Source organism: Streptomyces sp. NPDC002564 (genome assembly GCF_042889645.1).
Classification (GTDB): Bacteria; Actinomycetota; Actinomycetes; order Streptomycetales; family Streptomycetaceae; genus Streptomyces.
Genome location: NZ_JBIARE010000004.1, coordinates 611892 through 635890 on the forward strand (window position 1 = coordinate 611892; position 23999 = coordinate 635890).

Annotated in this window: 19 protein-coding genes and 3 tRNA genes; 19 read left to right on the forward strand and 3 right to left on the reverse strand. The window is 73.8% G+C overall.

The features are described 5' to 3' along the window. Positions 1-258 precede the first annotated feature (258 nt). From ACFYXE_RS18040 to ACFYXE_RS18050, 3 genes are all read left to right on the forward strand, one after another. The gene (locus ACFYXE_RS18040) at positions 259-1800 is read left to right on the forward strand and encodes a S1C family serine protease (protein ID WP_389313418.1); all 1542 of its coding nucleotides are present in this window, start codon (positions 259-261) and stop codon (positions 1798-1800) included. 53 nt (positions 1801-1853) lie between these two features. Then, a tRNA-Ser gene (locus tag ACFYXE_RS18045) sits at positions 1854-1938 on the forward strand. Between the two features lie 463 nt (positions 1939-2401). Beyond that, positions 2402-2641, forward strand: a complete 240-nt coding sequence (locus ACFYXE_RS18050; RefSeq protein WP_361176596.1) for a hypothetical protein — start codon at positions 2402-2404, stop codon at positions 2639-2641. A gap of 134 nt (positions 2642-2775) precedes the next feature. Here the strand turns inward: ACFYXE_RS18050 and ACFYXE_RS18055 are convergent, their stop codons facing one another. Beyond that, complete coding sequence (locus ACFYXE_RS18055) at positions 2776-3678, reverse strand: bifunctional DNA primase/polymerase (protein WP_389313421.1); 903 nt, start codon at positions 3676-3678, stop codon at positions 2776-2778. Positions 3679-4093: 415 nt separating this feature from the next. Between ACFYXE_RS18055 and ACFYXE_RS18060 the strand changes: the two genes are divergently transcribed. From ACFYXE_RS18060 to ACFYXE_RS18100, 9 genes are all read left to right on the forward strand, one after another. After that, positions 4094-4405 (forward strand): hypothetical protein, encoded by a 312-nt coding sequence (locus ACFYXE_RS18060; RefSeq protein ID WP_361176600.1) that lies wholly within the window; start codon positions 4094-4096, stop codon positions 4403-4405. A 272-nt stretch (positions 4406-4677) separates the two neighbouring features. Then, positions 4678-5841 carry an acyl-CoA dehydrogenase family protein gene (locus ACFYXE_RS18065; protein ID WP_389313668.1) on the forward strand — a complete coding sequence of 388 codons (1164 nt, stop codon included), beginning with the start codon at positions 4678-4680 and terminating at the stop codon, positions 5839-5841. Positions 5842-5921: 80 nt separating this feature from the next. Beyond that, entirely contained in the window at positions 5922-6851 is a 930-nt protein-coding gene (locus tag ACFYXE_RS18070; protein ID WP_389313670.1) for a bifunctional MaoC family dehydratase N-terminal/OB-fold nucleic acid binding domain-containing protein, read from the forward strand. A gap of 1 nt (position 6852) precedes the next feature. Next, complete coding sequence (locus ACFYXE_RS18075; RefSeq protein WP_389313424.1) at positions 6853-7881, forward strand: acyl-CoA dehydrogenase family protein; 1029 nt, start codon at positions 6853-6855, stop codon at positions 7879-7881. Then, the gene (locus ACFYXE_RS18080) at positions 7878-8369 is read left to right on the forward strand and encodes a MaoC/PaaZ C-terminal domain-containing protein (protein ID WP_389313426.1); all 492 of its coding nucleotides are present in this window, start codon (positions 7878-7880) and stop codon (positions 8367-8369) included. Before ACFYXE_RS18075 ends, ACFYXE_RS18080 begins: the two co-directional genes overlap by 4 nt. Continuing rightward, positions 8366-9532 (forward strand): lipid-transfer protein, encoded by a 1167-nt coding sequence (locus tag ACFYXE_RS18085; RefSeq protein ID WP_389313428.1) that lies wholly within the window; start codon positions 8366-8368, stop codon positions 9530-9532. Before ACFYXE_RS18080 ends, ACFYXE_RS18085 begins: the two co-directional genes overlap by 4 nt. Positions 9533-9584: 52 nt before the next feature. Next, complete coding sequence (locus ACFYXE_RS18090; RefSeq protein ID WP_389313430.1) at positions 9585-10448, forward strand: DUF1906 domain-containing protein; 864 nt, start codon at positions 9585-9587, stop codon at positions 10446-10448. A 191-nt stretch (positions 10449-10639) separates the two neighbouring features. Next, on the forward strand, positions 10640-11221 hold the full coding sequence (locus ACFYXE_RS18095; RefSeq protein WP_389313432.1) for a SigE family RNA polymerase sigma factor: 582 nt from the start codon (positions 10640-10642) through the stop codon (positions 11219-11221). Positions 11222-11337: 116 nt separating this feature from the next. Further along, on the forward strand, positions 11338-13008 hold the full coding sequence (locus ACFYXE_RS18100) for a long-chain fatty acid--CoA ligase (protein WP_389313434.1): 1671 nt from the start codon (positions 11338-11340) through the stop codon (positions 13006-13008). A gap of 169 nt (positions 13009-13177) precedes the next feature. On the opposite strand, the gene ACFYXE_RS18105 is transcribed toward ACFYXE_RS18100, so the two are convergent. Together ACFYXE_RS18105 and ACFYXE_RS18110 are read right to left on the reverse strand one after the other, a co-directional pair. After that, on the reverse strand, positions 13178-17608 hold the full coding sequence (locus ACFYXE_RS18105) for a PAS domain-containing protein (protein ID WP_389313436.1): 4431 nt from the start codon (positions 17606-17608) through the stop codon (positions 13178-13180). Positions 17609-17775: 167 nt separating this feature from the next. Beyond that, the gene (locus tag ACFYXE_RS18110; RefSeq protein ID WP_389313438.1) at positions 17776-18198 is read right to left on the reverse strand and encodes an SSI family serine proteinase inhibitor; all 423 of its coding nucleotides are present in this window, start codon (positions 18196-18198) and stop codon (positions 17776-17778) included. 201 nt (positions 18199-18399) lie between these two features. Here ACFYXE_RS18110 and ACFYXE_RS18115 point away from each other — a divergent pair. The 7 genes from ACFYXE_RS18115 (at position 18400) to ACFYXE_RS18145 (ending at position 23996) form a co-directional block, all read left to right on the forward strand. Further along, a tRNA-Ser gene (locus ACFYXE_RS18115) sits at positions 18400-18490 on the forward strand. Positions 18491-18664: 174 nt separating this feature from the next. Further along, positions 18665-18737: transfer RNA gene (locus ACFYXE_RS18120), tRNA-Arg, on the forward strand. A gap of 172 nt (positions 18738-18909) precedes the next feature. Next, on the forward strand, positions 18910-19785 hold the full coding sequence (locus ACFYXE_RS18125) for a DUF2797 domain-containing protein (RefSeq protein ID WP_389313440.1): 876 nt from the start codon (positions 18910-18912) through the stop codon (positions 19783-19785). A 167-nt stretch (positions 19786-19952) separates the two neighbouring features. Then, entirely contained in the window at positions 19953-20297 is a 345-nt protein-coding gene (locus ACFYXE_RS18130; RefSeq protein WP_389313442.1) for an antibiotic biosynthesis monooxygenase family protein, read from the forward strand. Next, positions 20284-21387 (forward strand): amidohydrolase family protein, encoded by a 1104-nt coding sequence (locus ACFYXE_RS18135; protein ID WP_389313444.1) that lies wholly within the window; start codon positions 20284-20286, stop codon positions 21385-21387. Before ACFYXE_RS18130 ends, ACFYXE_RS18135 begins: the two co-directional genes overlap by 14 nt. A 99-nt stretch (positions 21388-21486) precedes the next feature. Next, a complete protein-coding gene (locus ACFYXE_RS18140) occupies positions 21487-22236 on the forward strand; it encodes a response regulator transcription factor (protein ID WP_389313446.1) in 750 nt (249 codons plus the stop codon). Then, positions 22233-23996: a sensor histidine kinase gene (locus ACFYXE_RS18145; RefSeq protein ID WP_389313448.1), complete on the forward strand. Its 1764-nt coding sequence runs from the start codon at positions 22233-22235 to the stop codon at positions 23994-23996. The genes ACFYXE_RS18140 and ACFYXE_RS18145 overlap by 4 nt, the downstream gene beginning before the upstream one ends. Positions 23997-23999: the final 3 nt, after the last annotated feature.

Here is a 23999-nt window from a genome sequence, read left to right on the forward strand (position 1 = left end):
CACGGGGTACCCGACGGCTCGCCGGACGGGTCCTCCCGGGCGCCGGACACACAGGATCGGCTTATGGTGCCCTGACAGCCCATGGGAAAAGCTGACTGCAGACAGATGCACCGTGGGCACAGCCAGGCCGTGACCGAGAACGCCCGCGGCGGGAGCCGCGACGACCGCCGCACCGACGGCGGCGACAGCCGTCCCGACGGCGGCGACAGCCGCACAACGACAGCCGCACAACGACAGCATGGACCGAGGAGAAGAGCTGTGAGCACCGAGAACGAGGGCAACGAGGTACCCCAGGCCCCGTCCGCGCCTCCCGCGCCGGTGGACGCTCCCGCTGTTCCCGCCGACTCCGCTGCCGCAGGTACGTCCGGTGCGCCCGACGCACCCGGTGCGCCCGGTGCGCCCGGTACGTCCGGTGCGCCCGGTCACACCGGACCGGCCGCCGCGCCGGCCGGGCAGCCGGGGCATGAACCGGGGTACGGAGGGGCGCACCCCGCGCCCGGTCACGCCCCTGCCCCCGCCCACGCTCCCGAGCACGCCCCCGCCGGAGCCCCGCAGGCCGCGTCCGGCGCCGGGAACTGGCCGCCCCCGCCGCCGCCCGCCGTGCCGTCGTACGCCACGGACGGCGGCGGATCCGGCTGGGGTGCCTCGTACCACCCGCAGGAGCCGAAGCCCGGCAAGCGGCGCGGCGGTCTGGTCGCCGCGGTGATCGCGGCCGCGCTGATCGCGGGCGGCGTCGGCGGCGGCATCGGCTACTGGGCCGCGGAGCGCGGCGACAGCGACACCAGCTCGACCACGGTCTCCGCCCCCGACACCCCCGCCGACCTCAAGCGCGAGCCCGGCTCGGTGGCCGGCATCGCGAACAAGGCGCTGCCCAGCGTCGTCACCATCGAGGCGCAGAGCGGCGGCGGCGAGGGCGGCACGGGCACCGGCTTCGTCTACGACACCCAGGGCCACATCCTCACCAACAACCACGTGGTGGCGTCGGCGGCCGAGGGCGGCAAGCTCCAGGTGACGTTCTCCAACGGCAAGAAGTTCGCCGCCGAGGTCATCGGCCGCGCCGAGGGCTACGACGTGGCGGTCATCAAGCTGAAGAACGCGCCCGACGGCCTGCAGCCGCTGCGCCTGGGCAACTCCGACCGGGTGGCCGTCGGCGACTCGACCATCGCGATCGGCGCCCCCTTCGGCCTGTCCAACACCGTCACCACCGGCATCATCAGCGCCAAGAACCGCCCGGTGACCTCCAGCGACGGCGGCCAGAGCGGCAAGAGCTCGTACATGAGCGCCCTGCAGACCGACGCGTCGATCAACCCCGGCAACTCCGGCGGCCCGCTGCTCGACGCGCGCGGCGCGGTCATCGGCATCAACTCCGCGATCAAGCCCGCGGACAGCGGCGGCCTCGGCGGCTCGGGCCAGTCCGGCTCCATCGGCCTGGGCTTCGCGATCCCGGTCAACCAGGCCAAGCAGGTCGCCCAGCAGCTGATCAAGACCGGCCAGCCGGTCTACCCCGTCATCGGCGCCTCGGTCTCCCTCCAGCAGGAAGGGGCGAACGGCGCGACGATCTCCCAGGAGGGCGCGGGCGGTTCGGCCGCGGTCACCCGCAACGGCCCGGCGGACAAGGCGGGCCTCAAGCCCGGTGACGTCATCACGAAGCTGGACGACACGGTGATCGACAGCGGCCCGACCCTGATCGGCCAGATCTGGACCCACAAGCCCGGCGACACGGTCAAGATCACGTACGAGCGCGGCGGCAAGGAGCACACGGTCGACGTGACCCTGGGCCAGCGCAAGGGCGACAGCTGACCCGCTAGTCTTGTCCCCGCGCCGCCCGGATCCGCTTCCGGTGGGCGGCGCGGGGTGGGTTGCCCGAGCGGCCTAAGGGAACGGTCTTGAAAACCGTCGTGGTGCAAGCCACCGTGGGTTCAAATCCCACACCCACCGCTTGCCGGCCGGCACACACAGGACCGGCCAGAAGGGGTGCTCCTCGTCGAGGGGCACCCCTTCTCGCGTCCCGGACCGTGTGCCGGGGCCACCCGAACTCGCCCGCGTGCAGGGGGTCCTGATGTGTCGTCATTGCTGTTGTAATGGCTTTCGTGATGGCCGCGGTGAATCGGGGAAGGCCCTTGATGATCTTCGATTGGCCGTGTGTGACGTTGGCCATAATTCACTCCGGTGCGGCGGAAATCCCGGTGGAACCCTTGGGGTGAATTAGCCGTCGCGCAAACATTTGTGCGTCCGGATTGTGGTGTCATCGGGGTATCCCGCGTGAATGTTTTGCCGGTTTTGCGGCTACTTCCCGTTTGCTCTGCGGAGCATTTATCCAGCCTTGACACGGAGTTGGCGGAAACGCATGATCTCCCGGCGCCAGGAATCTGGCACTTACACGTGAAACGGGAGATGGAAAATGCGTAAGGCTTGCGTGGCGGTCCTGACCGGGCTGTTCAGCATCACGCTCTTTGTCGCGGCGCCGGGCAACGCGACCGAGGCCGAGGCCCTGACGTTCGACCCCAACGCATGCCTCGATCTCTCGCAGGTCGAGGTGTGCAAGAACCACTACATCTACAAGAACGTCCCGGTGCAGGGTCCCGTCGTGCCGGGCAAGTGCCGTGGCTGGGTTCAGGTCAAGACCAAGAAGAAGTGCTGACGCGCCGCATCTTCGACGGCCCGTACGACGCGTAGGGGCAAGCGGTCGGATGGGGTGAGAAGTGGCAGGCCGTCGAAAGGCGGCCTGCTTTTTCTTTGTTCTTCGTCATATTCGAGGGCTTTGCCCTGCTTCCCTTACGCGTACCCGGTGAGGCGGGCCGCCGAGGCGATCGTCGAGCGGGCCTCGCGTTCCGTGAGGCCGACGCGGACGGCGGCATCGGTGAGCCGGGGCCCGAGGAGCTCGCCCAGGCCGTTCTCGTAGGCGCGGCAGGCGGCCCAGAAGAGGCGGGTGTTGCGCTGCCCCTCGTGCGCCGCGAGGACGAACTGCACCAGGCCCTCGCCGCGTTGCGCATCGGCGTCCCGGTCCCCGCCGGGCGGCGGGCTGCCGTGGGGGCGGGCCGCGGTCGGGTGCTGCTCGCGCGGCGTGGGCGCGAGCAGCCGGAGCAGGGCGGGCGGGCAGGGCGCGGGCGGCAGTCCGGACGTGCCGGCGACCGTTCCGTAGACGCCGTGTTCGGTGCGGGAGCCGGGGCCGACGAGGTAGCCGCCCGCGCCCCGGATGTCGATGCCGGGGGCGAGCCGGCCCGCCGAATTGGGGACCACGGCGTCGGCGGGCCCGGCGAGCCAGATGTGCCGGCCGCCGCTCGGCGTGGTCACCACGACGGTGTCCGGGATCGTGAAGAGGTGGCGCAGGGCCAGGGCGCGCAGGGCCGCCGAGGCGTCCGCGCCGGACTTGGTGTCCAGGTCGACGCCGATCAGATGGTGCGGCGGCAGCCCGCAGGCGATGCCGTAGCCGGTGGCCCAGTGCGCCGCGGCGAAGAGGGCGCGGATGCGCCGCGGGTCGGTCGACGCGTCGTACACGCCGTGTCCGAGGCGGCCGCACTCGCCGTGGCAGGGGGTGGGCCGGGGGTCGTCGTGGTGGGGGGAGCGCAGGGCGGGGAGCTTGCTGCGGGACAGCGGGATCACCGCGAGGCCGCGTTCGGCGGCCGACAGGGCGTGCGCGAGCGCGAGGGTGGTGGCATGGCGGTCGGTGGTGGCCATGCCTTCAGTTTCGTACGTACGTTCGAAGAAGGGAAGAGGGGGCGAGTGGGGGCGCGCCCGGGTGGTGCGTCCGGAGAGGGGCGGCTTCCGTTTGCTCGGGCCATTTCGGCGGGGTCCGGCGGAACGCTTCGCCTCTTGCGGCGGCTGGGCTGAGCTGCGACGCGGCGGAAGCCGGGCGGGCCGGAAAGAGGCCGAACAGGGCTTTGGGGGCGCGAAACGTGTTTATCGACATGTCCTCACGCTTGCGGGGGAATCGGGGCTTCCGGGGTGGTTCGCCGGGGATTCGGTGGGCAACTCTGGTTCCGCGACGTCGTGCAGCACACCAAGGCGGTCGGCCAACTGCCTTGGGAAAAGCCGTACTTCTGGTACCTCCGGCCTCCCGTCGGTGCGTACCTCCTGCTCTGGAGGAATTGACATGGCAAGCATCCGTACCGCCCGCATCATCGCCGCCGCCGCTGCCCTGCCGCTGGCTGCCGCGCTCTTCACGGGCGTCGCGACGGCCGACAACGGTGCCTTCGCGGACAACGGATCGAACGCGGGTGTGGCGACCGTGAACGGCAGTGGCGTCGGCCACGACAACCACGGCAACTCGTCCACGACCCAGCAGCAGGCCGTCGGCAACGGCGCCTCCAACCAGAGCAACACCGCCCAGGTGAACGGCTCCGCGTGGACGGCGATCCACCAGTCGAACGAGAACATCGCGGTCAACTTCACCGAGCTCTGGTGAACCGACAGCCCCCGGAGCCGCTCGGGACGGCTCCGCGGGGATCGGGCTGTGGGGTGTGACGTCCTGTGCGGCGGTGCTTCGGCACCGCCGCACAGGCGTGTGCGGCGCGCACCCCTCCGCGGCCTCCGCGGCCTCCGCGGCGTCCACGACGTCCTCGGCGTCCTCGACGTCCACGACGGAGGCACGAGGTGCGGGGTGATCTCTTGACACCGGCAAGGGATCTGACGGACAGTCAGAAACCCTTGTCGGTACGAGACGGAGAGGCCGCCCCCGTGCACCTCGCCCCCACCGAACGCCAGCTCCGCCTGCGTGCCGAACTGCGCGCGTACTTCCGGGACGTGATGCCCGACGGCCCGCCCGACAGCGGTGACGCGCCGGGACAGCGCCGGCTGCTGCGGCGCATCGGCGCCGACGGCATGCTCGGGCTCGGCTGGCCCGTCGAGTACGGCGGCCAGGGGCGCGGCGCCGACGAGCAGTTCGTCTTCTTCGACGAGGCCTACCGCGCGGGCGCCCCCGTGTCGATGGTCACCCTCAACACCGTCGGGCCGACCCTCATGAAGCACGGCAGCGAGGAGCAGAAGGCCGCCTTCCTGCCACGCATCCTCAGCGGCGACCTCGTCTTCGCGATCGGCTACAGCGAGCCCTCCGCGGGCACCGACCTGGCCTCGCTGCGGACCAGGGCCGTGCGCGACGGGGACGGCTGGCGGGTCGACGGCCAGAAGATCTTCACCTCGAACGCGCAGAACGCCGACTGGATCTGGCTGGCCTGCCGCACCGACCCCGACGCCCCCAAGCACCGGGGGATCTCGATCCTCCTCGTGCCGACCGACGCGCCGGGCTTCTCCTGGACGCCGATCGAGACGGTGGGCGGCCTGACGACGACGGCGACCTACTACGACGGGATCCGGGTGCCGGCCGCCCACCTGGTCGGCGAGGAGAACGGCGGCTGGGGCCTGATCACCGACCAGCTCAACCACGAGCGGGTCGCGCTCGCCGCGATCGGCATGCAGGCCGAGGACTGCTACGCGGCGGCCCTCGCCCGGGCACGTACCCCCGATCCGGTGACGGGCGAGCGTCGGGTTGACGCCCCGTGGGTCCGGTCGAAGCTGGCCGAGGTGCATGCCCGGCTGGCGGCGACGCGCCTGCTCAACTGGCGTTTGGTGGGGGATGTGGCGACCGGCCGGCTGGCCCCGGGCGACGCGAGCGGGGTGAAGTTCGCGGGAACCGAGTCGGCGGTCGAGGTGTACCGAATGTGTCAGGAGATCACGGGCGAGGCCGGGCTCGTGCGGGCCGGTTCGCCGGGCGTTCTCGGGGACGGCGAGCTGGAGCGGATGAACAGGGCCGCGCAGATCAACACATTCGGGGGCGGGGTGAGCGAGGTGCAGCGCGAGATCGTCGCGACGATGCGGCTCGGCATGCGGAGGGGACGACGGTGAAGGACATCGCGGACAAGGACCGGGCCCGGGCGGGCGGCGCGGACAAGGGGACCGCGGCCACGGGCGCCGCGGACAAGGACATCCCGTACAAGGGCATCCCGTACAAGGACATCCCGTACGAGGAGTTGCGGGCGTTCGAGGGCAGGACCGCCGAGGAGACCGGGCACGGCAAGGACCCGGTGAACCTGCCGATGATCAGGCACTGGTGCGAGGCGATGGGCGACACCAACCCCGCGTACGCGGGCGCGGACGCGGTGGCGCCGCCGACGATGCTCCAGGCGTGGACGATGGGCGGCCTGTCGGCGAACGGCGGGCGTTTCGTCGCCCACGACGAGCTGTTCGCCCTGCTCGACGGCGCGGGCTACACCTCGGTGGTCGCGACCGACTGCGAGCAGGAGTATCTGCGGCCGCTGCGCCCCGGCGACGAGATCAGCTTCGACGCGCGCATCGAGTCCGTGTCGGAGCGCAAGACGACCAAGCTCGGCACGGGCCACTTCATCACGACCCGGATGGACGTCCACGCGGGCGGCGAGCTCGCGGGCACGCACCTCTTCCGGATCCTCAAGTACGCCCCGGCGCGGCAGAAACCGCAGGGCAAGCGGCCCCGCCCCGTCGTCAACCGGGACAACGCCGGATTCTGGGCGGGCGTGGCCGAGCACCGCCTCCTGATCCAGCGCTGCGGCGGCTGCGGCACGCTCCGCTTCCCCTGGCTGCCGGGCTGCAACGCCTGCGGCTCCCTCGTGTGGGACACGGTCGAGTCGAGCGGCGAGGGCACGGTCTACTCGTACGTGGTGATGCACCACCCGCCCTTCCCCGCCTTCGACCCGCCGTACGCGGTGGGTCTGATCGAGCTGGCGGAGGGCGTGCGGATCATCAGCAACGTCACCGGGGTGCCGTACGACAAGGTGCGGATCGGCATGCCGGTGCGCCTGGAGTTCCGGCGCGTGGACGCGGAGTTGGAGATCCCGGTGTTCCGGGCCGTGGCGGACGGCGCGGGGGGTGGGGTCTGACATGGACTTCACGCCGACGGAGGAGCAGGCCGCCGCCCGCGAGCTGGCCGCGGAGATCTTCGCCGACCTCGCCGTGCCGGAGCGGCTCGCGGCGGCGGGGACCGGTTCGGACGCGGAGCTGTGGAAGGAGCTGTGCGCGGCGGGGCTGCCGGGCGCGGTCGAGGACATCGGGCTGCTCGGCCTGGTGCTGCTGCTGGAGGAGCAGGGGCGCAGGACGGCCCAGGTGCCGTTCGCGGCGAGCTGTGTCTACGGCGTGCTCGCGCTGGCGGCGCACGGCTCGGCGGACCAGCGCGACCGGCTGTTGCCCGGCGTGCGGCAGGGGACGGCCGTCGTGACGGGCGCGCTGCGGGACACCGGCGGGGTGCGGTCCCGCGCCGACGGACTGCTCAGCGGCACGGTGGGATGGGTGCCGTGGCTGCGGGACGCGACGCAGGTCCTGGTGGCCGCGGCCGACCGGAGCCTGTGGCTGGTGCGGGTCGCCGACGCGCGCGTGGAGCCGGTGGAGCTGACGGCGCCGTGGGCGGCCGGGCGGCTCGTCCTGGACGGGACACCCGGGGAGCGGCTCGGGGGGCCGGAGGCGTACGAGGACGTGCGGGCCACCGCGCGCACGGCCTTCGCCGGACTCCAGGCCGGGGTGTGCGCGGGTTCCCTGGCCCGCGCGGTGGCGCACACGAACGAGCGCGAGCAGTTCGGCCGCCCCCTCGCCGCCAAGCAGGGCGTCCAGCTGCGGGCCGCCGACGCCCACATGGACACCGAGGCGATCCGGGTCACGGCCTACGAGGCGGCCTGGCGCCGGGACGCCGGCCTGTCGTACGGCACGCACGCGCTGACCGCGGCCTGGTGGGCGTCGGAGGCGGGCCGGCGCGTGGTGCACGCGGGCCAGCACCTGCACGGCGGCATGGGCGCCGACCTGGACCATCCCGTGCACCGGCACTTCCTGTGGGGGCGGCAGCTGGACGCGTACCTGGGGTGCGGCGGGGAAATCCTGGCGGAGTTGGGCGAGTTGATCGCGGAGGGGGAGGCGGCATGACGGCGGAGCTCGGGCCGGACCGCGGACCGGCGGACGGCAGGACGGGGAAGCAAGGGCGGAAGCAAGGGTGGAAGCAGGGGTGGAAGCAGGGGGAGGAGCTGCCTCGGCTGGAGATCCCGATCACCCGCACGCTGATCGTGTCCGGCGCCCTCGCCTCCCGCGACTACCAGGACGTGCACCACGACGCGGAGCTCGCCCACGCCAAGGGCTCCCCCGACGTCTTCATGAACATCCTGACGACCAACGGCCTCGTCGGCCGCTACATCACCGACCACTTCGGCCCCGGCGCCGTCCTGCGCAAGGTGGCGATCAGGCTCGGGGCACCCAACTACCCGGGGGACACGATGGTGCTGACCGGGACGGTCGAGCGGATCGACGCCGGCGCCGGGGGCGGCACGGCGGTCGTCAGGGTCGTCGGGGCCAACGGCCTGGGCCACCACGTCACCGGCACGGTCACCGTGACCGTCCCCGCGGGAGGCACCGCATGAGCGTCCGTACGCGCGACAGCCTCGGCGGCCGGGCCGCGATCGTCGGCATCGGGGCGACGGAGTTCTCCAAGGACTCGGGGCGCAGCGAGCTGAAGCTGGCCGTGGAGGCGGTGGGCGCCGCCCTCGACGACGCCGGGCTCACCCCGGCCGACGTGGACGGCATGGTCACCTTCACCATGGACACCAGCCCCGAGATCACGGTCGCCCAGGCGGCCGGTATCGGGGAGCTCTCGTTCTTCTCCCGCGTCCACTACGGCGGCGGCGCGGCCTGCGCGACCGTCCAGCAGGCGGCCCTCGCGGTGGCGACGGGAGTGGCCGAAGTCGTCGTCTGCTACCGCGCGTTCAACGAACGCTCGGGGCGCAGGTTCGGCTCCGGGGTGCAGCGGCGCGAGGCGTCGGCGGAGGGTGCCGCGCTCGGCTGGGCCCTGCCGTTCGGCCTGCTCACGCCCGCCTCCTGGGTGGCGATGGCCGCCCAGCGCTACCTCCACGCGTACGGCCTGACCCCGGACGCCTTCGGCCACGTCGCGGTGACCGACCGCAGGTACGCGGCGACCAACCCCGCGGCCTACTTCCACGGCAAGCCCATCACGCTCGCGGACCACGCCGCCTCCCGCTGGATCGTGGAGCCGCTGCGGCTCCTGGACTGCTGTCAGGAGACGGACGGCGGCCAGGCGCTGGTGGTGACCAGCGCGGAGCGGGCCCGCGACCTGCCGCACCCGCCGGCCGTGATCACCGCGGCGGCGCAGGGCGCGGGCCGCGCCCAGGAGCAGATGACCAGCTTCTACCGCGACGACCTGAGCGGGCTGCCCGAAATGAGCGTGGTGGCACGGCAGTTGTGGCGCACCTCGGGTCTCGGCCCGGACGACATCGACGTCGGCATCCTCTACGACCACTTCACGCCCTTCGTGCTGATGCAGCTGGAGGAGTTCGGATTCTGCGGCGCCGGGGAGGCCGCGGACTTCGTCGCCGAGGAGCGGCTGCCCCTGAACACCCACGGCGGCCAGCTGGGCGAGGCCTACCTCCACGGGATGAACGGCATAGCGGAGGCCGTCCGGCAGGTGCGCGGCACGTCCGTGAACCAGATAGCGGGCGCCGCCCGCACCCTGGTCACCGCGGGCACCGGTGTCCCCACATCGGGGCTGATCTTGGGGTCGGACGGCTGAACGCGGCGCGTGTCCCGGCCCCGCACCCGGGCCGGGCCCGTTCACTCGCCGTATGCGTCTCCGCAAGCTGATCATTGGATTTGTCCTCGTCCTGACGGCCCTGGCCGTGGACCTGGCCGCGCTGCCACCCGGCGCCGCGACCGCCCGCACCACCCACCACACGGACGGCGGTGCCAGCCCGGCCCGCGCCGCCGCCGGGGTGTCGACCTTCCACGGCTGGGCCTTCGACACCTGCCTGACCCAGTCCACCACCACCATGCGGCGCTGGCGGCACTCCAAGTACCGCGCCGTCGGCGTCTACTTCGCGGGCCGCGGCCGGGCCTGCAAGCGCCAGCCGCACCTCGACCATGCGTGGATGCGGTCGGTGAAGCGGATGGGCTGGCGCGTCCTTCCGGTGTACGTCGGCTCGCAGTCGCCGTGCGTCATCGCGAAGAACAAGAAGCACGTACGGATGGGACGGCACCCCTGGATCCAGGGGCGGAAGGAGGCACGCGACGCGGTGCGCCGGGCGAAGGCGCTCGGCATCCTGCGGCACAGCCCGCTCTACCTGGACATGGAGGCGTACTCCTTGCGCAAGAAGCGCTGCGCGCGCACCACGCTGTCCTTCGTCCGCGCCTGGGACCGCGAGGTCCGCAGATACGGCTACGTCCCCGGTTTCTACAGCAGTGCCGACTCCGGGGTGCGGCACATCGAGAAGGCGCGGCGGGCGGGCGTGCGGGATCTGCCGACGGTGATCTGGTTCGCGCGCTGGCACACCTCGCCGCACCTGTACCGCGAGCCGGTGCTGCGCGGCGGGGCATGGCATCCTGCCCGGCGTATCCACCAGTACGCGGGGAACGTGAAGGAGCGGCACGGCGGCAAGAAGCTGGTGATCGACCGCAATCTGGTGCACGCCCCGGTGGCGCGCGTCCGCTAGGCGGAACGGCCGGCCGGCCCTGCGGGCGGATGGCGCGGCGGGTGGCTCCCGGGGGCGAACCCTCAGAGGGGAGCTCCTTCTCCTCCACCTGTAGGAGGTGGAGCCACCCCCACTCGTACAACCTGAGGCGGACACGGCTTCGGGACCTGCGGCCGATCCGCTGCGGTAGGGGTCACTTCTAGCGTGGAGCCATGACCGCATCCATGGTGACCGTGTGCACCAGCGCATCGAAGGCCGCGACGCGGGGCACGGGTCCGGCACGGGCCACCGGGCCCTCCGCGTACCCGTCGTTCGCGTCCTACGTACGGGCCCGCCAGTCCGTACTGCTGCGCACCGCCCGCTCGCTGACGGCGAATCCGAGCGACGCCGAGGACCTGCTGCAGACCGCGCTCACCAAGACCTATGTGGCGTGGGACCGGATCGAGGACCACCGGGCGCTGGACGGTTACGTGCGCCGGGCCCTGCTGAACACCCGTACGTCGCAGTGGCGCAAGCGGAAGGTCGACGAGTTCGCGTGCGACGAGCTGCCGGAGCCGGAGGTGACGCCGGCGGGGGACCCGGCCGAGCAGCAGGTGCTCCGCGACGCGATGTGGCGCGCGATCATGAAGCTGCCGGCGAGGCAGCGGGCGATGGTCGTCCTGAGGTATTACGAGGACCTCAGCGAGGCCCAGACGGCCGAGGTGCTCGGGGTGTCGATCGGCACGGTCAAGAGCGCGGTGTCGCGCGCCCTCGGCAAGCTCCGCGAGGACCCGGAGCTGACCCCGGTCCGCTGAGCCGCCCGGCGGGGGGCCGAGCGTGGCTCCCACCGATGATCGATCATCCCCTGGAGTAGTGACATACCGAGCGGTATGCGCGCAGAATCAGCGCAGCCCCTACTGCCGCGTAGGCGATGTCGCCCCAGGAGGACGCCGTGCTGAGCACGATGCAGGACGTACCGCTGACCGTCACCCGGATCCTCCGGCACGGCATGACCGTGCACGGGACGTCGCAGGTCATCACCTGGACCGGGGAGGGCGCCCCGCACCGCCGCAGTTACCGCGAGCTCGGTGAGCGCACCGCCCAGCTCGCCCACGCCCTGCGCGAGGACCTCGGGGTCACCGACGACGAGCGCGTGGCGACCTTCATGTGGAACAACGCCGAGCACGTCGAGGCCTACTTCGCCGTGCCCTGCATAGGCGCCGTCCTGCACACCCTGAACCTGCGGCTGCCCGCGGAGCAGCTGGTGTGGATCGTCAACCACGCCGCCGACCGCGTGATCATCGTCAACGGCTCCCTCCTCGGCCTGCTCGCGCCCCTCCTGCCGCAGCTGACGACCGTCGAGCACCTGGTGGTCTCGGGCCCCGGCGACCGCTCCCTCCTGGCGGGCAGCCACGCGCAGGTGCACGAGTACGAGGACCTGGTCGGCGGCAAGCCCACCGACTACGACTGGCCCGAGCTCGACGAACGGGCCGCGGCCGCCATGTGCTACACCTCCGGCACCACCGGCGACCCCAAGGGCGTCGTCTACTCGCACCGCTCCATCTACCTGCACTCCATGCAGGTCAACATGACGCAGTCGATGGGCCTCACCGACGCGGACACGTCCCTGGTCGTCGTCCCGCAGTTCCACGTCAACGCCTGGGGCCTGCCGCACGCCACCCTCATGACCGGCGTGAACATGCTGATGCCGGACCGGTTCCTGCAGCCCGCCCCGCTCGCCGAGATGATCGAGTCGGAGCGGCCCACGCACGCCGCGGCCGTCCCCACGATCTGGCAGGGCCTGCTCGCCGAGCTCACCGCGAAGCCGCGGGACGTCGGCTCGCTGGGCCAGGTCACCATCGGCGGCTCGGCCTGCCCGCCCTCCCTGATGGAGGCCTTCGACCGGCTCGGCATGCGCGTCTGCCACGCCTGGGGGATGACGGAGACGTCCCCGCTCGGCACGGTCGCCCGCCCGCCGGCCCACGCCGTCGGCACCGACGAGGAGTTCGGCTACCGGCTCACGCAGGGCCGCTTCCCCGCCTCGGTCGAGGCCCGCCTGGTCGGACCCGGCGGCGAGCACCTGCCGTGGGACGGCGAGTCGGCCGGTGAGCTGGAGGTGCGCGGCCCCTGGATCGCGGGCTCCTACTTCGGCGGCGCGGGCGGGGAGGACCTCAGGCCCGAGGACAAGTTCAGCGCGGACGGCTGGCTGAAGACCGGCGACGTCGGCGTGATCACCGCGGACGGCTTCCTCACCCTCACCGACCGGGCCAAGGACGTCATCAAGTCCGGCGGCGAGTGGATCTCGTCGGTCGAGCTGGAGAACGCCCTCATGTCCCACCCGGACGTCGCCGAGGCCGCCGTGGTGGCCGTGCCCGACGAGAAGTGGGGCGAACGCCCGCTCGCCACGGTCGTCCTGAAGGAGAACGCGACCGCCGACTACGCCACCCTCCGCGACTTCCTCGCGGGCAGCGTCGCCAAGTGGCAGCTGCCCGAGCGCTGGGCCATCGTCCCGGCTGTGCCGAAGACGAGCGTCGGCAAGTTCGACAAGAAGGTGCTGCGCCGGCAGTACGCGGAGGGCGAGCTGGACGTCACGCAGCTCTGACGCGGCGGCCCCGGACCGGAATCGAGGTCACCGCCCGGCCCGGGCACGAGCGGGCGGGCCGGGCGGCGACCTCGACCGGTGCGACGGCACCGGTCACGTCGAGCGCTTCCCCCCGGTCGGCCGTGTGCCGGTCACGTCGTGCGGTTCCCGCCGGTCGGGCGTACGCCGGTCAGTTCGTGCCGATCTTCGCCAGCAGGTCCACGATCCGGCCCTGCACCTCGCTGCTGGTGGACCGCTCCGCCAGGAACAGCACGGTCTCGCCGGCCGCGAGCTTCGGCAGCTCGGTCTCGTCGACGGCGGCCGTGTAGACGACCAGCGGCGTGCGGTTCAACTGCCCGTTCGCGCGCAGCCAGTCGACGATCCCGGCCCGGCGGCGGCGCACCTGCAGCAGGTCCATCACCACGAGGTTCGGCCGCATCTGCGCCGCGAGCGTCACCGCGTCCGCGTCGCTCTCCGCCCGCGCGACCTGCATCCCGCGCCGCTCCAGCGTGGCGGTCAGGGCGAGCGCGATCTCCTCGTGCTCCTCGATGAGCAGGACGCGCGACGGGTGCTGCTCGCTGTCGCGCGGCGCGAGGGCCTTCAGGAGGACGGCGGGGTCGGCGCCGTACGCCGCCTCGCGCGTCGCCTGGCCGAGGCCCGCCGTCACGAGCACGGGCACCTCCGCGGCCACCGCGGCCTGCCGCAGCGACTGCAGCGCCGTCCGCGTGATGGGACCGGTCAGCGGGTCGACGAAGAGCGCCGCGGGGAACGCCGCGATCTGCGCGTCGACCTCCTCGCGCGAGTGCACGATCACCGGGCGGTAGCCGCGGTCGCTGAGCGCCTGCTGCGTCGTCACGTCGGGCGCGGGCCACACCAGGAGCCGGCGCGGGTTGTCCAGCGGCTCGGGCGGCAGTTCGTCGTCCATCGGCTGCGGCTGCGGCCGGTTGGCGACCTCGACGGCGCCACCGGGGCCGTCCAGCGGCTCCGGCCCCTCGTCGGCGTCCTCGTCGGGCGCGCCGATCGCGTACGACCGTCCGGTGCCCTCCGTCGACGAGATGCGGGACTGCGGCTGCGCCGGGGACGGGGACGGGGCGGGCGAAGGGGACTGCGGGTGCGGGCGCGCCGCGGCCTCGGGGCGCGCCTCGGCGGCGGGCTCGGGGGGCGTGGACAGCCTGCGCCGACGGCCGGAGCCGCCCAGCGTCTGGGACTGGGACGCGGCCGCCTGGCCCTGCCCCTGGGGCGCGGGCTGCGGTGTCCCGTCCTGGCCCTCCGGCGCGGGCATCGGGCCGGTCACCGGTGCCCCCTGCGCGCCGCCCTGCTCGGGCTGCGGGGGCTGCGGCGACTGGGGGACGCGGGCGGTGCGCGGCGGCTGCTGCGCACCCGGTCCGGGTACGGGGGCGCCGCCCTGCGGACCGCCCTGCTGGTCGGCGATCTGCTGCCCGAACGGCACGCCCTGCCCGAGCGTCCGCACGCTGAACGCGCGCCCCTGCGTCGAGTCGGGGTCGCCGGGCGCCGCCTCGGCGGGCAGCGGCTGGGCCGCGCGGGGCTGCGTGCCGCGCTCGGGCGGGAGCGCGCCGCCACGGCCCGGCGCGGGGACGCCGTGGGCCGGGGTGCCCGTGGAGTGCGGGGTGCCCTGCGCGGGCACGCCGCCGGGCGGCGTGGTGCCGTCGGGCCACGGCTGCGGCGCGGGCAGCGGACCGGCCGCGACGCCCTGACGCCCTTGGCCCCCCTGGCCGGCCTGGCCGCCCTGGTGGCCGCCTCGGCCGTCGGCCGCGGGTGAGTCGGGGGCAGCGGAGGTCCCCTGCGCGGGCGTTCCCTGCGACGGCGTCCCCGGAGCGGATGTCCCCTGAGCAGGCGTCTCCTGAGCAGGGGATGCCTGCTCAGGCGCTCCCTGCCGGGCCCGGCGGCCCGTGGGAGCCTGCGTCGGGTGGGCCTGCGGCGGAGTGTGGTCGTCGCCGACCGCGGTGGCGTGGTGGCCCGTGCCGTCCTGACCCGTGCCGTCCTGACCGGGCGCGCGGTCGGCCGTGGCGGGCGGCAGCGCGAAGACCCGCCCGCTGTTCGCCTCCTCCGCGGCGGCCCGCTCCTTGGCGGCGGCCAGCGCGCGTCGCGCCCGCCGTCCGGTGGGCCGCGCGGCGTCACCCTGCCCGGCCTCCACCGCGGCGAGTTCGGTGCCGGGAACGGCACCGGAAGCTTCCGAAGGGCCCGACGCCAGGGCGGGCAGCGCGTGCTGCTCACCGGCCCGGCGTGCGCGGCGCCCGGTCGTGCCGTCGGCGACGGGCACGCCCTGGGGCGGCACCGTCTCGCCCAGCGCGGCGGACCCGGCCGCGTGTTCGGCGGCCGTCATCACGGCGCCCTCGGCGGCACTGGGCCGCCCGCGCCGACGTCCCGTACCCCCACCGGAGGAGCCACCCGACGCCTCCGGAGCGTGCGCCCCGGAACCGTCCGCGCCGCCGCCGGGGTGGCCGCCCGCGCCGCCGGGCCCGCCCACCAGATCGGTGGCCACGGAACCGCCGAGGCTCTCCGGAGAGGCCTCCGCCGCGCGCCGCCCGCGCCGCCGCCCCGTACCGCTCGGCGCCGCACCGGCACCGGCATTCGCGCCGGCGGCCTCGGCACCCCCGCCCTCCGTACCGTCGGCAGCGCCCTCGGCGCCGCCCGTGACGGCACTGACGGCACTATCGGCACTGTCCAGGAAGGAGTCCACCGACGCACGCCGGGCCCGGCGGCGCCCGCCGCCCGCGGCGCCCGTCGCCTGCTCGGGCACCACGACGGAGCTGCCGGGCGCACCGGCAGGCGCCTCCGTGACGACCGCTCCGGACGGCACGGCTCCCGCGGGCCCCGCCCCCGTGGGCGCGGCCTCCAAGGCGCCGATACCGGCACCCGCCCCGGAAACACCACCCGCCGAAGCGTCCGCCGCACCCGCCGCAGCCGCTGCCGCCGCGTCCGCGGCACCCGCTCCGATGGGCACCTCCAGCACATACGCACTGCCGCCCATGCCCGGCACCTCGTGCGTCTGCAGCACGCCGCCGTGGGCCCGCACGACGCCCCGCACGATCGGCTCGTGCACCGGGTCTCCCCCGGCGTACGGACCCCGCACCTCGATGCGGACGACCTCGCCGCGCTGGGCGGCGGCGACGACGATCGTGGAGTCCACGTAGCCGCCGGGGATGCCGGGGGCGACGTCCGCGCGCGTGTTGCCGGTCGCGTCGATGCCGGCCACGTCGGCCACGAGGTGGGCGAGCGCCGTGGCGAGCCGTCCCGCGTCGACCAGCAGCGGGATCGGCGGTGCGTGCACGGCGAACTGCGCCCGGCCGGGGCCGATCAGCTCGACCGCGCCCTCCACGCCCGCGGCGACGACCGCGTCGAGCAGGACCGGCGTGAGCGAGAGCTGTTCGTCGCCCGCGTCGAGCCGCTGGTAGCCGAGGACGTTGTCGACGAGGGTCGTCATCCGGGCGTACCCGGCCGACAGGTGGTGCAGGACCTGGTTGGCCTCGGGCCACAGCTGGCCCGCGTCGTCCGAGGCGAGGGCGGCGAGCTCGCGGCGCAGCTCGTCCAACGGGCCGCGCAGGGACGAGCCGAGGACGGCGAGCAGCTGCTCGTGCCGGGCGGCCAGCGTCTCGTAGCGCGTCTTCTCCCGCTCGGCCAGCTCCTCGAAGCGGTCCTTCTCGCGCTCGGCGAGCGCCGCGTACCGCTCCTGCTCGGCGGCGAGCTCCTCGGCCCGCTGCTCCTGTGCGGCCTTGATCTCCTCGGCGCGCCGGTCGGCGGCGGCGGCCAGCTCCTGCGCGTGCCGCGCGAGGGCGGCCTCGTGCTTCTCGGCCAGCTCGTCGTAGGGCCTGCGGTCGGTGAAGGTCATCACCGCGCCGACCAGCTGGTCCCCGTCGCGCACCGGCGACGTCGTCAGGTCCACCGGCACCCTGGCGCCGCTCTTGGACCACAGGACCTGGCCGCGCACCCGGTGCTTGCGCCCGGAGCGCAAGGTGTCGGCGAGCGGGGACTCCTCGTACGGGAACGGCTCGCCGTCGGCGCGCGAGTGCAGGACCAGTGGGTGCAGTTCCTGCCCGCCGAGGTCGCTGGCGCGGAAGCCGAGTATCTGGGCGGCGGCCGGATTGACCAGGACGACCCGGCCTTCGGTGTCCGTGCCGACGACGCCCTCGGCCGCGGCCCGCAGGATCATCTCGGTCTGGCGCTGCGAGCGCGCCAGCTCGGCCTCGGTGTCCAGGGTGCCCGACAGGTCGCGCACGACGAGCATCAGGAGCTCGTCGCCGGTGTACCCGTGGGCGTCGTACGCGGCCCTGCCGTCCTCGAGGGGGGAGCTGGTGACCTCGACGGGGAACTCGCCGCCGTCCGTGCGGCGGGCCATCATCCGGGTCGGCTTGGTGCGCCCGCGCTCGTCGATGGTGTCCGGGCGGCGCATGGACCCGGGGATCAGCCGGGAGTCGAAGTCCGGCAGGAGATCGAGCAGACCGCGCCCCACGAGCGCGGTGCCCGGTGCCTCGAACGCCTCCAGCGCGATGGCGTTGGCGTTCACCACGGTGCCGTTGGCGTTGACGAGGACCAGCGCGTCCGGGAGCGCGTCGAGTATGGCTGCGAGGCGAGCAGCGCCTCGGGATGGCCTGCTGCTCACGACGACGCTTCCTCCCTGATTACCGCTTCTTGCCGACTCGCTCAGGCCATCTTGCCCGTCGGCCCGTGGCGTGTCACGGGAGGGAGTCTACGGGGAGTGGTTGCGCGCGCGACGCCGGATGAGAGGGAGGTCGCACGCAGAAGCTGTGAGTTTTCCGTACGGCCTGGTCACGCGGAGGTCGCGGGAAGCACCGGCGCGAGTCCGTTCCACCGCGAGATCTCGCAGCCGTTGCTGCGGTCGTAGGTCGCGTCCACGGGCCGCCCCTGCCAGGTTCCCGTGACGTGCGCGGTGGCGGGTCCGCCGTACTGCATCGTGCACATCGCGTCGGAGGGCACGGGCGCGAACGGGTCGGTCCCGTAGACCGTGACCTCCTCCAGGCGCGCGCACGCGGCAGCCGCGTCCGGGTGGGTGCCGCCCGTCGGGTGGCACTCCAGGACGTACGTCCCGTCGCCGGAGCCGCCGGAGTGGGCGACCGTCACGGTGAGCCGGTCGATGGGGGCCGGGAGGGTCGAGTCGGCGTGGGCGGTGACGGGCAGCGCGGACAGCGCGGCGGCGGAGGCGACGGCGGTGAGGGCGAGACGACGCAGCATTTCTGGCTCCACGGTGAAGGGCGGTACAGGGACGGGTGGCTCTACCGCTCTAACGCCGTGCGCCGCGCGACGTTGCGGTGCCGCGAATCGCTTTGCCCTGCGGGCCGCGTGACTAGTACCGTGGAGGCCGCGATTGGTGACACGCCACCTGGCTGTGTCATCATCTGCAACGCACCCCGCGCTCGCGCAGGTGTGCAAGCTGGAGGCGTCGCCTAGTCCGGTCTATGGCGCCGCACTGCTAATGCGGTTTGGGACTTAAATCCCATCGAGGGTTCAAATCCCTCCGCCTCCGCAGCAAGATCCGGAGCCCCGGTCCACCAGGACCGGGGCTTCGCTCGTTTTCGCAGCTCACAAGGGGTCCGGCTATCGGATTTCACATGGCGGCGGCAGTCATGTAATGTTCTTCCTGTCGCCGCGAGCGGGCCGAAGGGCCGGGAAGCGGAGACGGAAACAAAAGAAAAAACAAGCACTCGTAGCTTAACGGATAGAGCATCTGACTACGGATCAGAAGGTTGCAGGTTCGAATCCTGCCGAGTGCACAGCAGGACAGAGGCCCCGACGAGCAATCGTCGGGGTCTCTGTCGTATGCGTCGACTGTCGTATGCGTCGACGCCCCGGCGGTCGGCCGGGGGACCGGAGGGTCGGGGCGGACCGAGGGAGTCGCGGGTGGAGTGGCGTTGTGCCGGGCTGGGGTGGCCGGAGGGCCGGCCCGTGCTGCGGTGGGAAGGCGGCAGGCGCAGCGCGCTCGGGTACGGCAGGGACATCGGTTTCCGGGCTGTCGGGGAGCGGCGGTGCGTGGGCGCGCGGGGCAATCCGTGCCCGCTGCGGACGGTCGTGCCGGGCCGGGCGACGCAGGCGCGGTGCCCGGAGTGCGCCCGCCTCGACCGGGCGCTCTCGGTGGCCGCGGACGGCGTGCCCGACGACCCGCGGACCTACCGGGTGTATCTGGCGTGGTTCGGCCCCGGGCTGCTCAAGGTCGGGATCACGGCGGAGGAGCGCGGCGCGGTGCGGCTCCTGGAGCAGGGCGCGGTGGCGTTCTGCTGGCTGGGCCGGGGGCCGTTGATGGCGGCCCGCCGTACGGAGGAGCTGCTGCGGGCCGCGCTCGGCGTGCCGGACCGGGTGCCCTACGCCCGCAAGCGCGGGGTGCGGGGCGCGCTGCCCGGGTGGGCCGCGCGGGAACGGGAGTTGTCCGACCTGTACGGCCTCGCCGCGGGGCTCGACGGGTGGGCCGAGGCGCTGGAGCGGGTGGCCTTCGAGGCCGTCGACCACACGGAGGCGTTCGGCCTCGCCGCGCCGGGCGGGCCGGGTGCGGCGGACGGTTCCGGTGCGGCGCGCGGGCCGGGTGCGGCGGACGCCGTGGTGCGGGAGCTGGTCGACGGGGGGACGGTCGCGGGGCGACTGGTCGCGGCGGCCGGGCCCGACCTGCACCTGCGGGTCGCCCCGGGGGAGGCGCTGGTGGTCGACACGCGCGTGCTGGTGGGCTGGGAGCTGGTGGCGGCCGACGCGGGGGCGGGCGTGAGCGTGCCGGTGCGGGCCGTGGAGAGCGGGGGCGGGGGCGGCGGCGCCGAACAGGAAGGGCTGTTCTGAGGGGAGGGGCGGAAGGGGGGTCCAGAGGGGGCGTTCAGACGGGTTGTCCCGTGGGTGGCCGTCCGGGCGGCCCGTTGCTGACCGCACGGTCAAGTCCGGGTGACCGGAGGGCAAGGGACCGCGGAAAGGGGTGGACCCGGACGGTGTCCCGGGCCGAGTGTGACGGCATGAGTGATCACGTCAGAGGTCCTGTCGGACCCTTCGAACCGCCGTACTACGCGGTCGTCTTCAGCTCCGTGCGCACCGCGGGGGACCACGACTACGCGGCGACCGCCGCCCGCATGGACGAACTGGTCGCGGACGTGCCGGGGTTCCTCGGCACGGACTCGGCCGGCACGCCGGGCGGACTCGGCATCACCGTCTCGTACTTCCGCGACGAGGAGGCCGTCGCGGCCTGGCGGAGCAACGTCGAGCACCGCGCGGCCCAGCGGCGCGGGCGCGCGGACTGGTACGAGACGTACGTCCTGCACGTCGCCAAGGTGGAGAGGAGCCACGGTTTTGAACGGCACTGACACCGACGGCATGGATGCCGACGGCACGGGCCCCCACGGCATGGATGCCGACGGCCTGGGCGCCCACAGCATGGACGCCCACGACACTGACACCCACGGCCCTGACGCCGACGGCACGGGCGCCGACGGCTCGGGCGCCGACGGCTCGGGCGCCGACGGCTCGGGCGCCGACGGCTCGGGCGCCTACAGTGCGGCCGACGACGCGAGCGGCGAGGCGCGGGAGGCGGCGGCCGTCCGCCGCTTCTGGACGCGGCTCGGGGTCCCCGGACTGGTCGACGTCCACACGCACTTCATGCCCGAGCGCGTGCTGCGCAAGGTCTGGGCGTACTTCGACGCCTTCGACGCGTCCGGCACGGTGCGGTGGCCGATCACCTACCGGCACGAGGAGGAGCGGCGGGTCGCGCTGCTCGGCGCGTTCGGGGTGCGGGCCTTCACCTCGATGCTCTACCCGCACAAGGCGGGCATGGCCCGGTGGCTGAACGGCTGGGCCGCCGACTTCGCGCGGCGCACGCCGGGCTGCCTGCACACCTCGACGTTCTTCCCGGAACCGGGCGTGGACCACTATGTGCGCGAGGCCGTCGAGGCGGGCGCGCGGGTCTTCAAGTCCCATGTGCAGGTGGGCGGTTACGACCCCAACGACCCGCTGCTCGATCCGGTGTGGGGGCTGCTCGCCGAGGCCGGCGTGCCGGTGGTCGTGCACTGCGGCTCGGGCCCGGAGCCCGGCAGGCACACCGGCCCGGAGCCGATCGCCCGGCTGCTCGCCCGGCACCCGCGGCTGCCGCTCGTGGTGGCCCACATGGGCATGCCCGAGTACGCCGAGTTCCTCACGCTCGCCGAGCGGTACGCGCAGGTGCGGCTCGACACGACGATGGCGTTCACCGACTTCAGCGAGCGCCTGATGCCCTTCCCGCGGCAGGAAGCGGCCCGCCTCGCCGACCTGGGCGACCGCGTGCTGCTGGGCAGCGACTTCCCCAACATCCCCTACGCCTACCTCCACCAGCTGGAGTCCCTGGAACGCCTCGGCCTGGGGGACGCGTGGCTGCGGGGCGTCGTGCACGGGAACGGGGCGCGGCTCTTCCGGGTCGGCTGAGCGGGGCCGGGCCGGGCCGAGGGGGGCGGAGCGGGTTTCTCAGGATTTTCACAGGAACGCGCAAGAGTGCTCTCAGAGGCGCGGCGCAGGGTGTGGGACATGACCACGACCTCGCCCCAGGCGCGTACCGAACTGCTCAGGCCGGACGGGAGCCCCGTCCGCGTGCTCGTCGTGGACGACGAGGTGTCGCTCACCGACCTGTTGTCCATGGCCCTGCGGTACGAGGGCTGGCAGATCCGCAGCGCGGGCGACGGCGCGGGCGCGGTACGGGCCGCCCGCGCGTTCCGGCCCGACGCCGTGGTGCTCGACATGATGCTGCCCGACATGGACGGGCTCTCGCTGCTCGGCAGGCTGCGCCGCGAGATGCCGGACGTGCCCGTGCTGTTCCTGACGGCGAAGGACGCGGTGGAGGACCGGATCGCCGGGCTCACGGCGGGCGGCGACGACTACGTCACCAAGCCGTTCAGCCTGGAGGAGGTGGTGGCGCGGCTGCGCGGTCTGATCCGCCGCGCCGGCGCCGCCGACAAGCGCAGCGAGTCGACCCTGGTGGTGGGCGACCTGACCCTCGACGAGGACAGCCACGAGGTGACCAGGGGCGGGGACTCCATCCACCTGACCGCCACCGAGTTCGAGCTGCTGCGCTACCTCATGCGCAATCCGCGGCGCGTGCTCAGCAAGGCGCAGATCCTGGACCGGGTGTGGAACTACGACTTCGGCGGCCAGGCCAACGTCGTCGAGCTGTACATCTCCTACCTCCGCAGGAAGATCGACGTCGGCCGTGAGCCGATGATCCACACGCGGCGCGGGGCCGGGTACCTGATCAAGTCCGCCGTGCCCGTGCCCACGTGAGACGACCCGGCGCCCGGCGGAACGGGCCCCGCACCCTGCGCACCCGCCTGGTCCTGTCCGCCGTCGCGCTGATCGCCGTCGTGTGCGCGGTCATCGGGACCGTCACCACGATCGCCCTCAGGTCGCATCTGTACGAGCAGCTGGACGGCGCCCTCGACGGGGTCGCCGGGCGGGCGACCGGACCGGCCGCCGTGCCGGACGGCGCCCGGCCGCCCGGACACGGGGGGCCCGGGACGCAGGACGACCCGCTGGAGTTCGTCACGCGCGGGCCCCAGGAGATCGGCACCATCGGCGCCGAGGTGCGCGCCGGGTCCCTCGGCCGCGCCCTGGTCAGCACCGAGGCGGACGGCGCGAGCGGCAGTTCGCTGCCGGAGGCGGCCCGCCTGGACGCCGATCAGCGGGCCGCGCTCGCCGGGGTGCCCGAGGACGGGCGCCCGCACGACGTGGACGTCCCCGGGCTCGGCGGGTACCGGGTGACGTACGCGAGCGGCGGCGTCAACGGCGACTTCGTCGTGGGCGTGCCGACCGAGAAGGTCCGCAACACCCTCAGCACCTTGATCGTCGTCGAGATCTGCGTGACCGGCGCGGGCCTCGTCGCCGCCTCGCTCGCCGGCGCCGCACTGGTCGGCGTCGCGCTGCGCCCGCTGCGCCGGATCGCCGCGACCGCGACGCGCGTCGCCGAACTTCCCCTGCACAGCGGCGAGGTGACGCTGCGCGAGCGGGCCCCGGACGCCGATCCGCGTACCGAGGTCGGCCAAGTGGGCGCCGCGCTCAACCGGATGCTCGACCACGTCCACGCGGCCCTCGACGCGCGTCAGCGCAGTGAGACGCGGGTGCGTCAGTTCGTCGCGGACGCCAGCCACGAGCTGCGCACCCCGCTCGCCTCGATCCGCGGCTACGCCGAACTGACCCGCCGCGGGCACGAGTCCACCGGGCCCGACACCCGGCACGCGCTGGGCCGGATCGAGTCCGAGGCCGAGCGGATGACCGGGCTCGTCGAGGATCTGCTGCTGCTCGCCCGCCTCGACGCGGAACAACCGCTCTCGTACCGGAGCAGTGATCTCGCGCCGCTCGTCGTGGACGCGGTCGCCGACGCGCGGGCGGCGGGGCCCGGCCACCACTGGCGCCTCGACCTCCCCGACGAGCCGGCGACGGTGTGCGCCGACACGGCGCGCCTGCACCAGGTCGTCGGCAACCTCCTCGCCAACGCCCGCGCCCACACCCCGCCGGGCACCACGGTCACCGCCCGGGTGCGCGCGGACGGTCCCCGGGTGTGCCTCCAGGTGCGGGACGACGGTCCGGGCATCGCGCCCGGCCTGCTGCCCACCGTCTTCGAGCGCTTCGCGCGCGGCGACGCGTCCCGCTCCCGCCGGGCCGGCTCCACGGGTCTCGGCCTCGCCCTGGTCCGCGCCATCGTGACCGCGCACGGCGGCACGGTGACGGTCGAGAGCGGGCCGGGCCGCACGGTATTCGCGGTGACGCTCCCGACGGCGGGCGGCGGCCCCACCCGGCCCCCGCACCACACCGACCTCACCCCGCCCCCGGACCACGCCGACCTCACCCCGCCCCCGGACCACGCCGACCTCACCCCGCCCCCAGACCACACCACCCCCGCCTCAGGCCCGGACCCCGCCTCAGGCCCGGACCCCGCCCCACGGCCGGACCCCACCCCACGGCCCGACCCCGCCCCACGACCGCACCCCACCCCCCGACCCGACCCCGCCTCACAGCCCCGCCACAGGCTCACCACACAGCCCTGACAG

Excerpts from the sequence above, each read along its gene's own strand:
- ACFYXE_RS18075 (WP_389313424.1), top strand. The coding sequence starts at position 6,853 with ATGGACTTCACGCCGACGGAGGAGCAGGCCGCCGCCCGCGAGCTGGCC.
- ACFYXE_RS18110 (WP_389313438.1), bottom strand. The coding sequence starts at position 18,198 with ATGCTGCGTCGTCTCGCCCTCACCGCCGTCGCCTCCGCCGCCGCGCTG.
- ACFYXE_RS18050 (WP_361176596.1), top strand. The coding sequence starts at position 2,402 with ATGCGTAAGGCTTGCGTGGCGGTCCTGACCGGGCTGTTCAGCATCACG.
- ACFYXE_RS18090 (WP_389313430.1), top strand. The coding sequence starts at position 9,585 with ATGCGTCTCCGCAAGCTGATCATTGGATTTGTCCTCGTCCTGACGGCC.
- ACFYXE_RS18130 (WP_389313442.1), top strand. The coding sequence starts at position 19,953 with ATGAGTGATCACGTCAGAGGTCCTGTCGGACCCTTCGAACCGCCGTAC.
- ACFYXE_RS18100 (WP_389313434.1), top strand. The coding sequence starts at position 11,338 with ATGTCGCCCCAGGAGGACGCCGTGCTGAGCACGATGCAGGACGTACCG.
- ACFYXE_RS18080 (WP_389313426.1), top strand. The coding sequence starts at position 7,878 with ATGACGGCGGAGCTCGGGCCGGACCGCGGACCGGCGGACGGCAGGACG.
- ACFYXE_RS18085 (WP_389313428.1), top strand. The coding sequence starts at position 8,366 with ATGAGCGTCCGTACGCGCGACAGCCTCGGCGGCCGGGCCGCGATCGTC.
- ACFYXE_RS18095 (WP_389313432.1), top strand. The coding sequence starts at position 10,640 with ATGACCGCATCCATGGTGACCGTGTGCACCAGCGCATCGAAGGCCGCG.
- ACFYXE_RS18140 (WP_389313446.1), top strand. The coding sequence starts at position 21,487 with ATGACCACGACCTCGCCCCAGGCGCGTACCGAACTGCTCAGGCCGGAC.
- ACFYXE_RS18060 (WP_361176600.1), top strand. The coding sequence starts at position 4,094 with ATGGCAAGCATCCGTACCGCCCGCATCATCGCCGCCGCCGCTGCCCTG.
- ACFYXE_RS18055 (WP_389313421.1), bottom strand. The coding sequence starts at position 3,678 with ATGGCCACCACCGACCGCCATGCCACCACCCTCGCGCTCGCGCACGCC.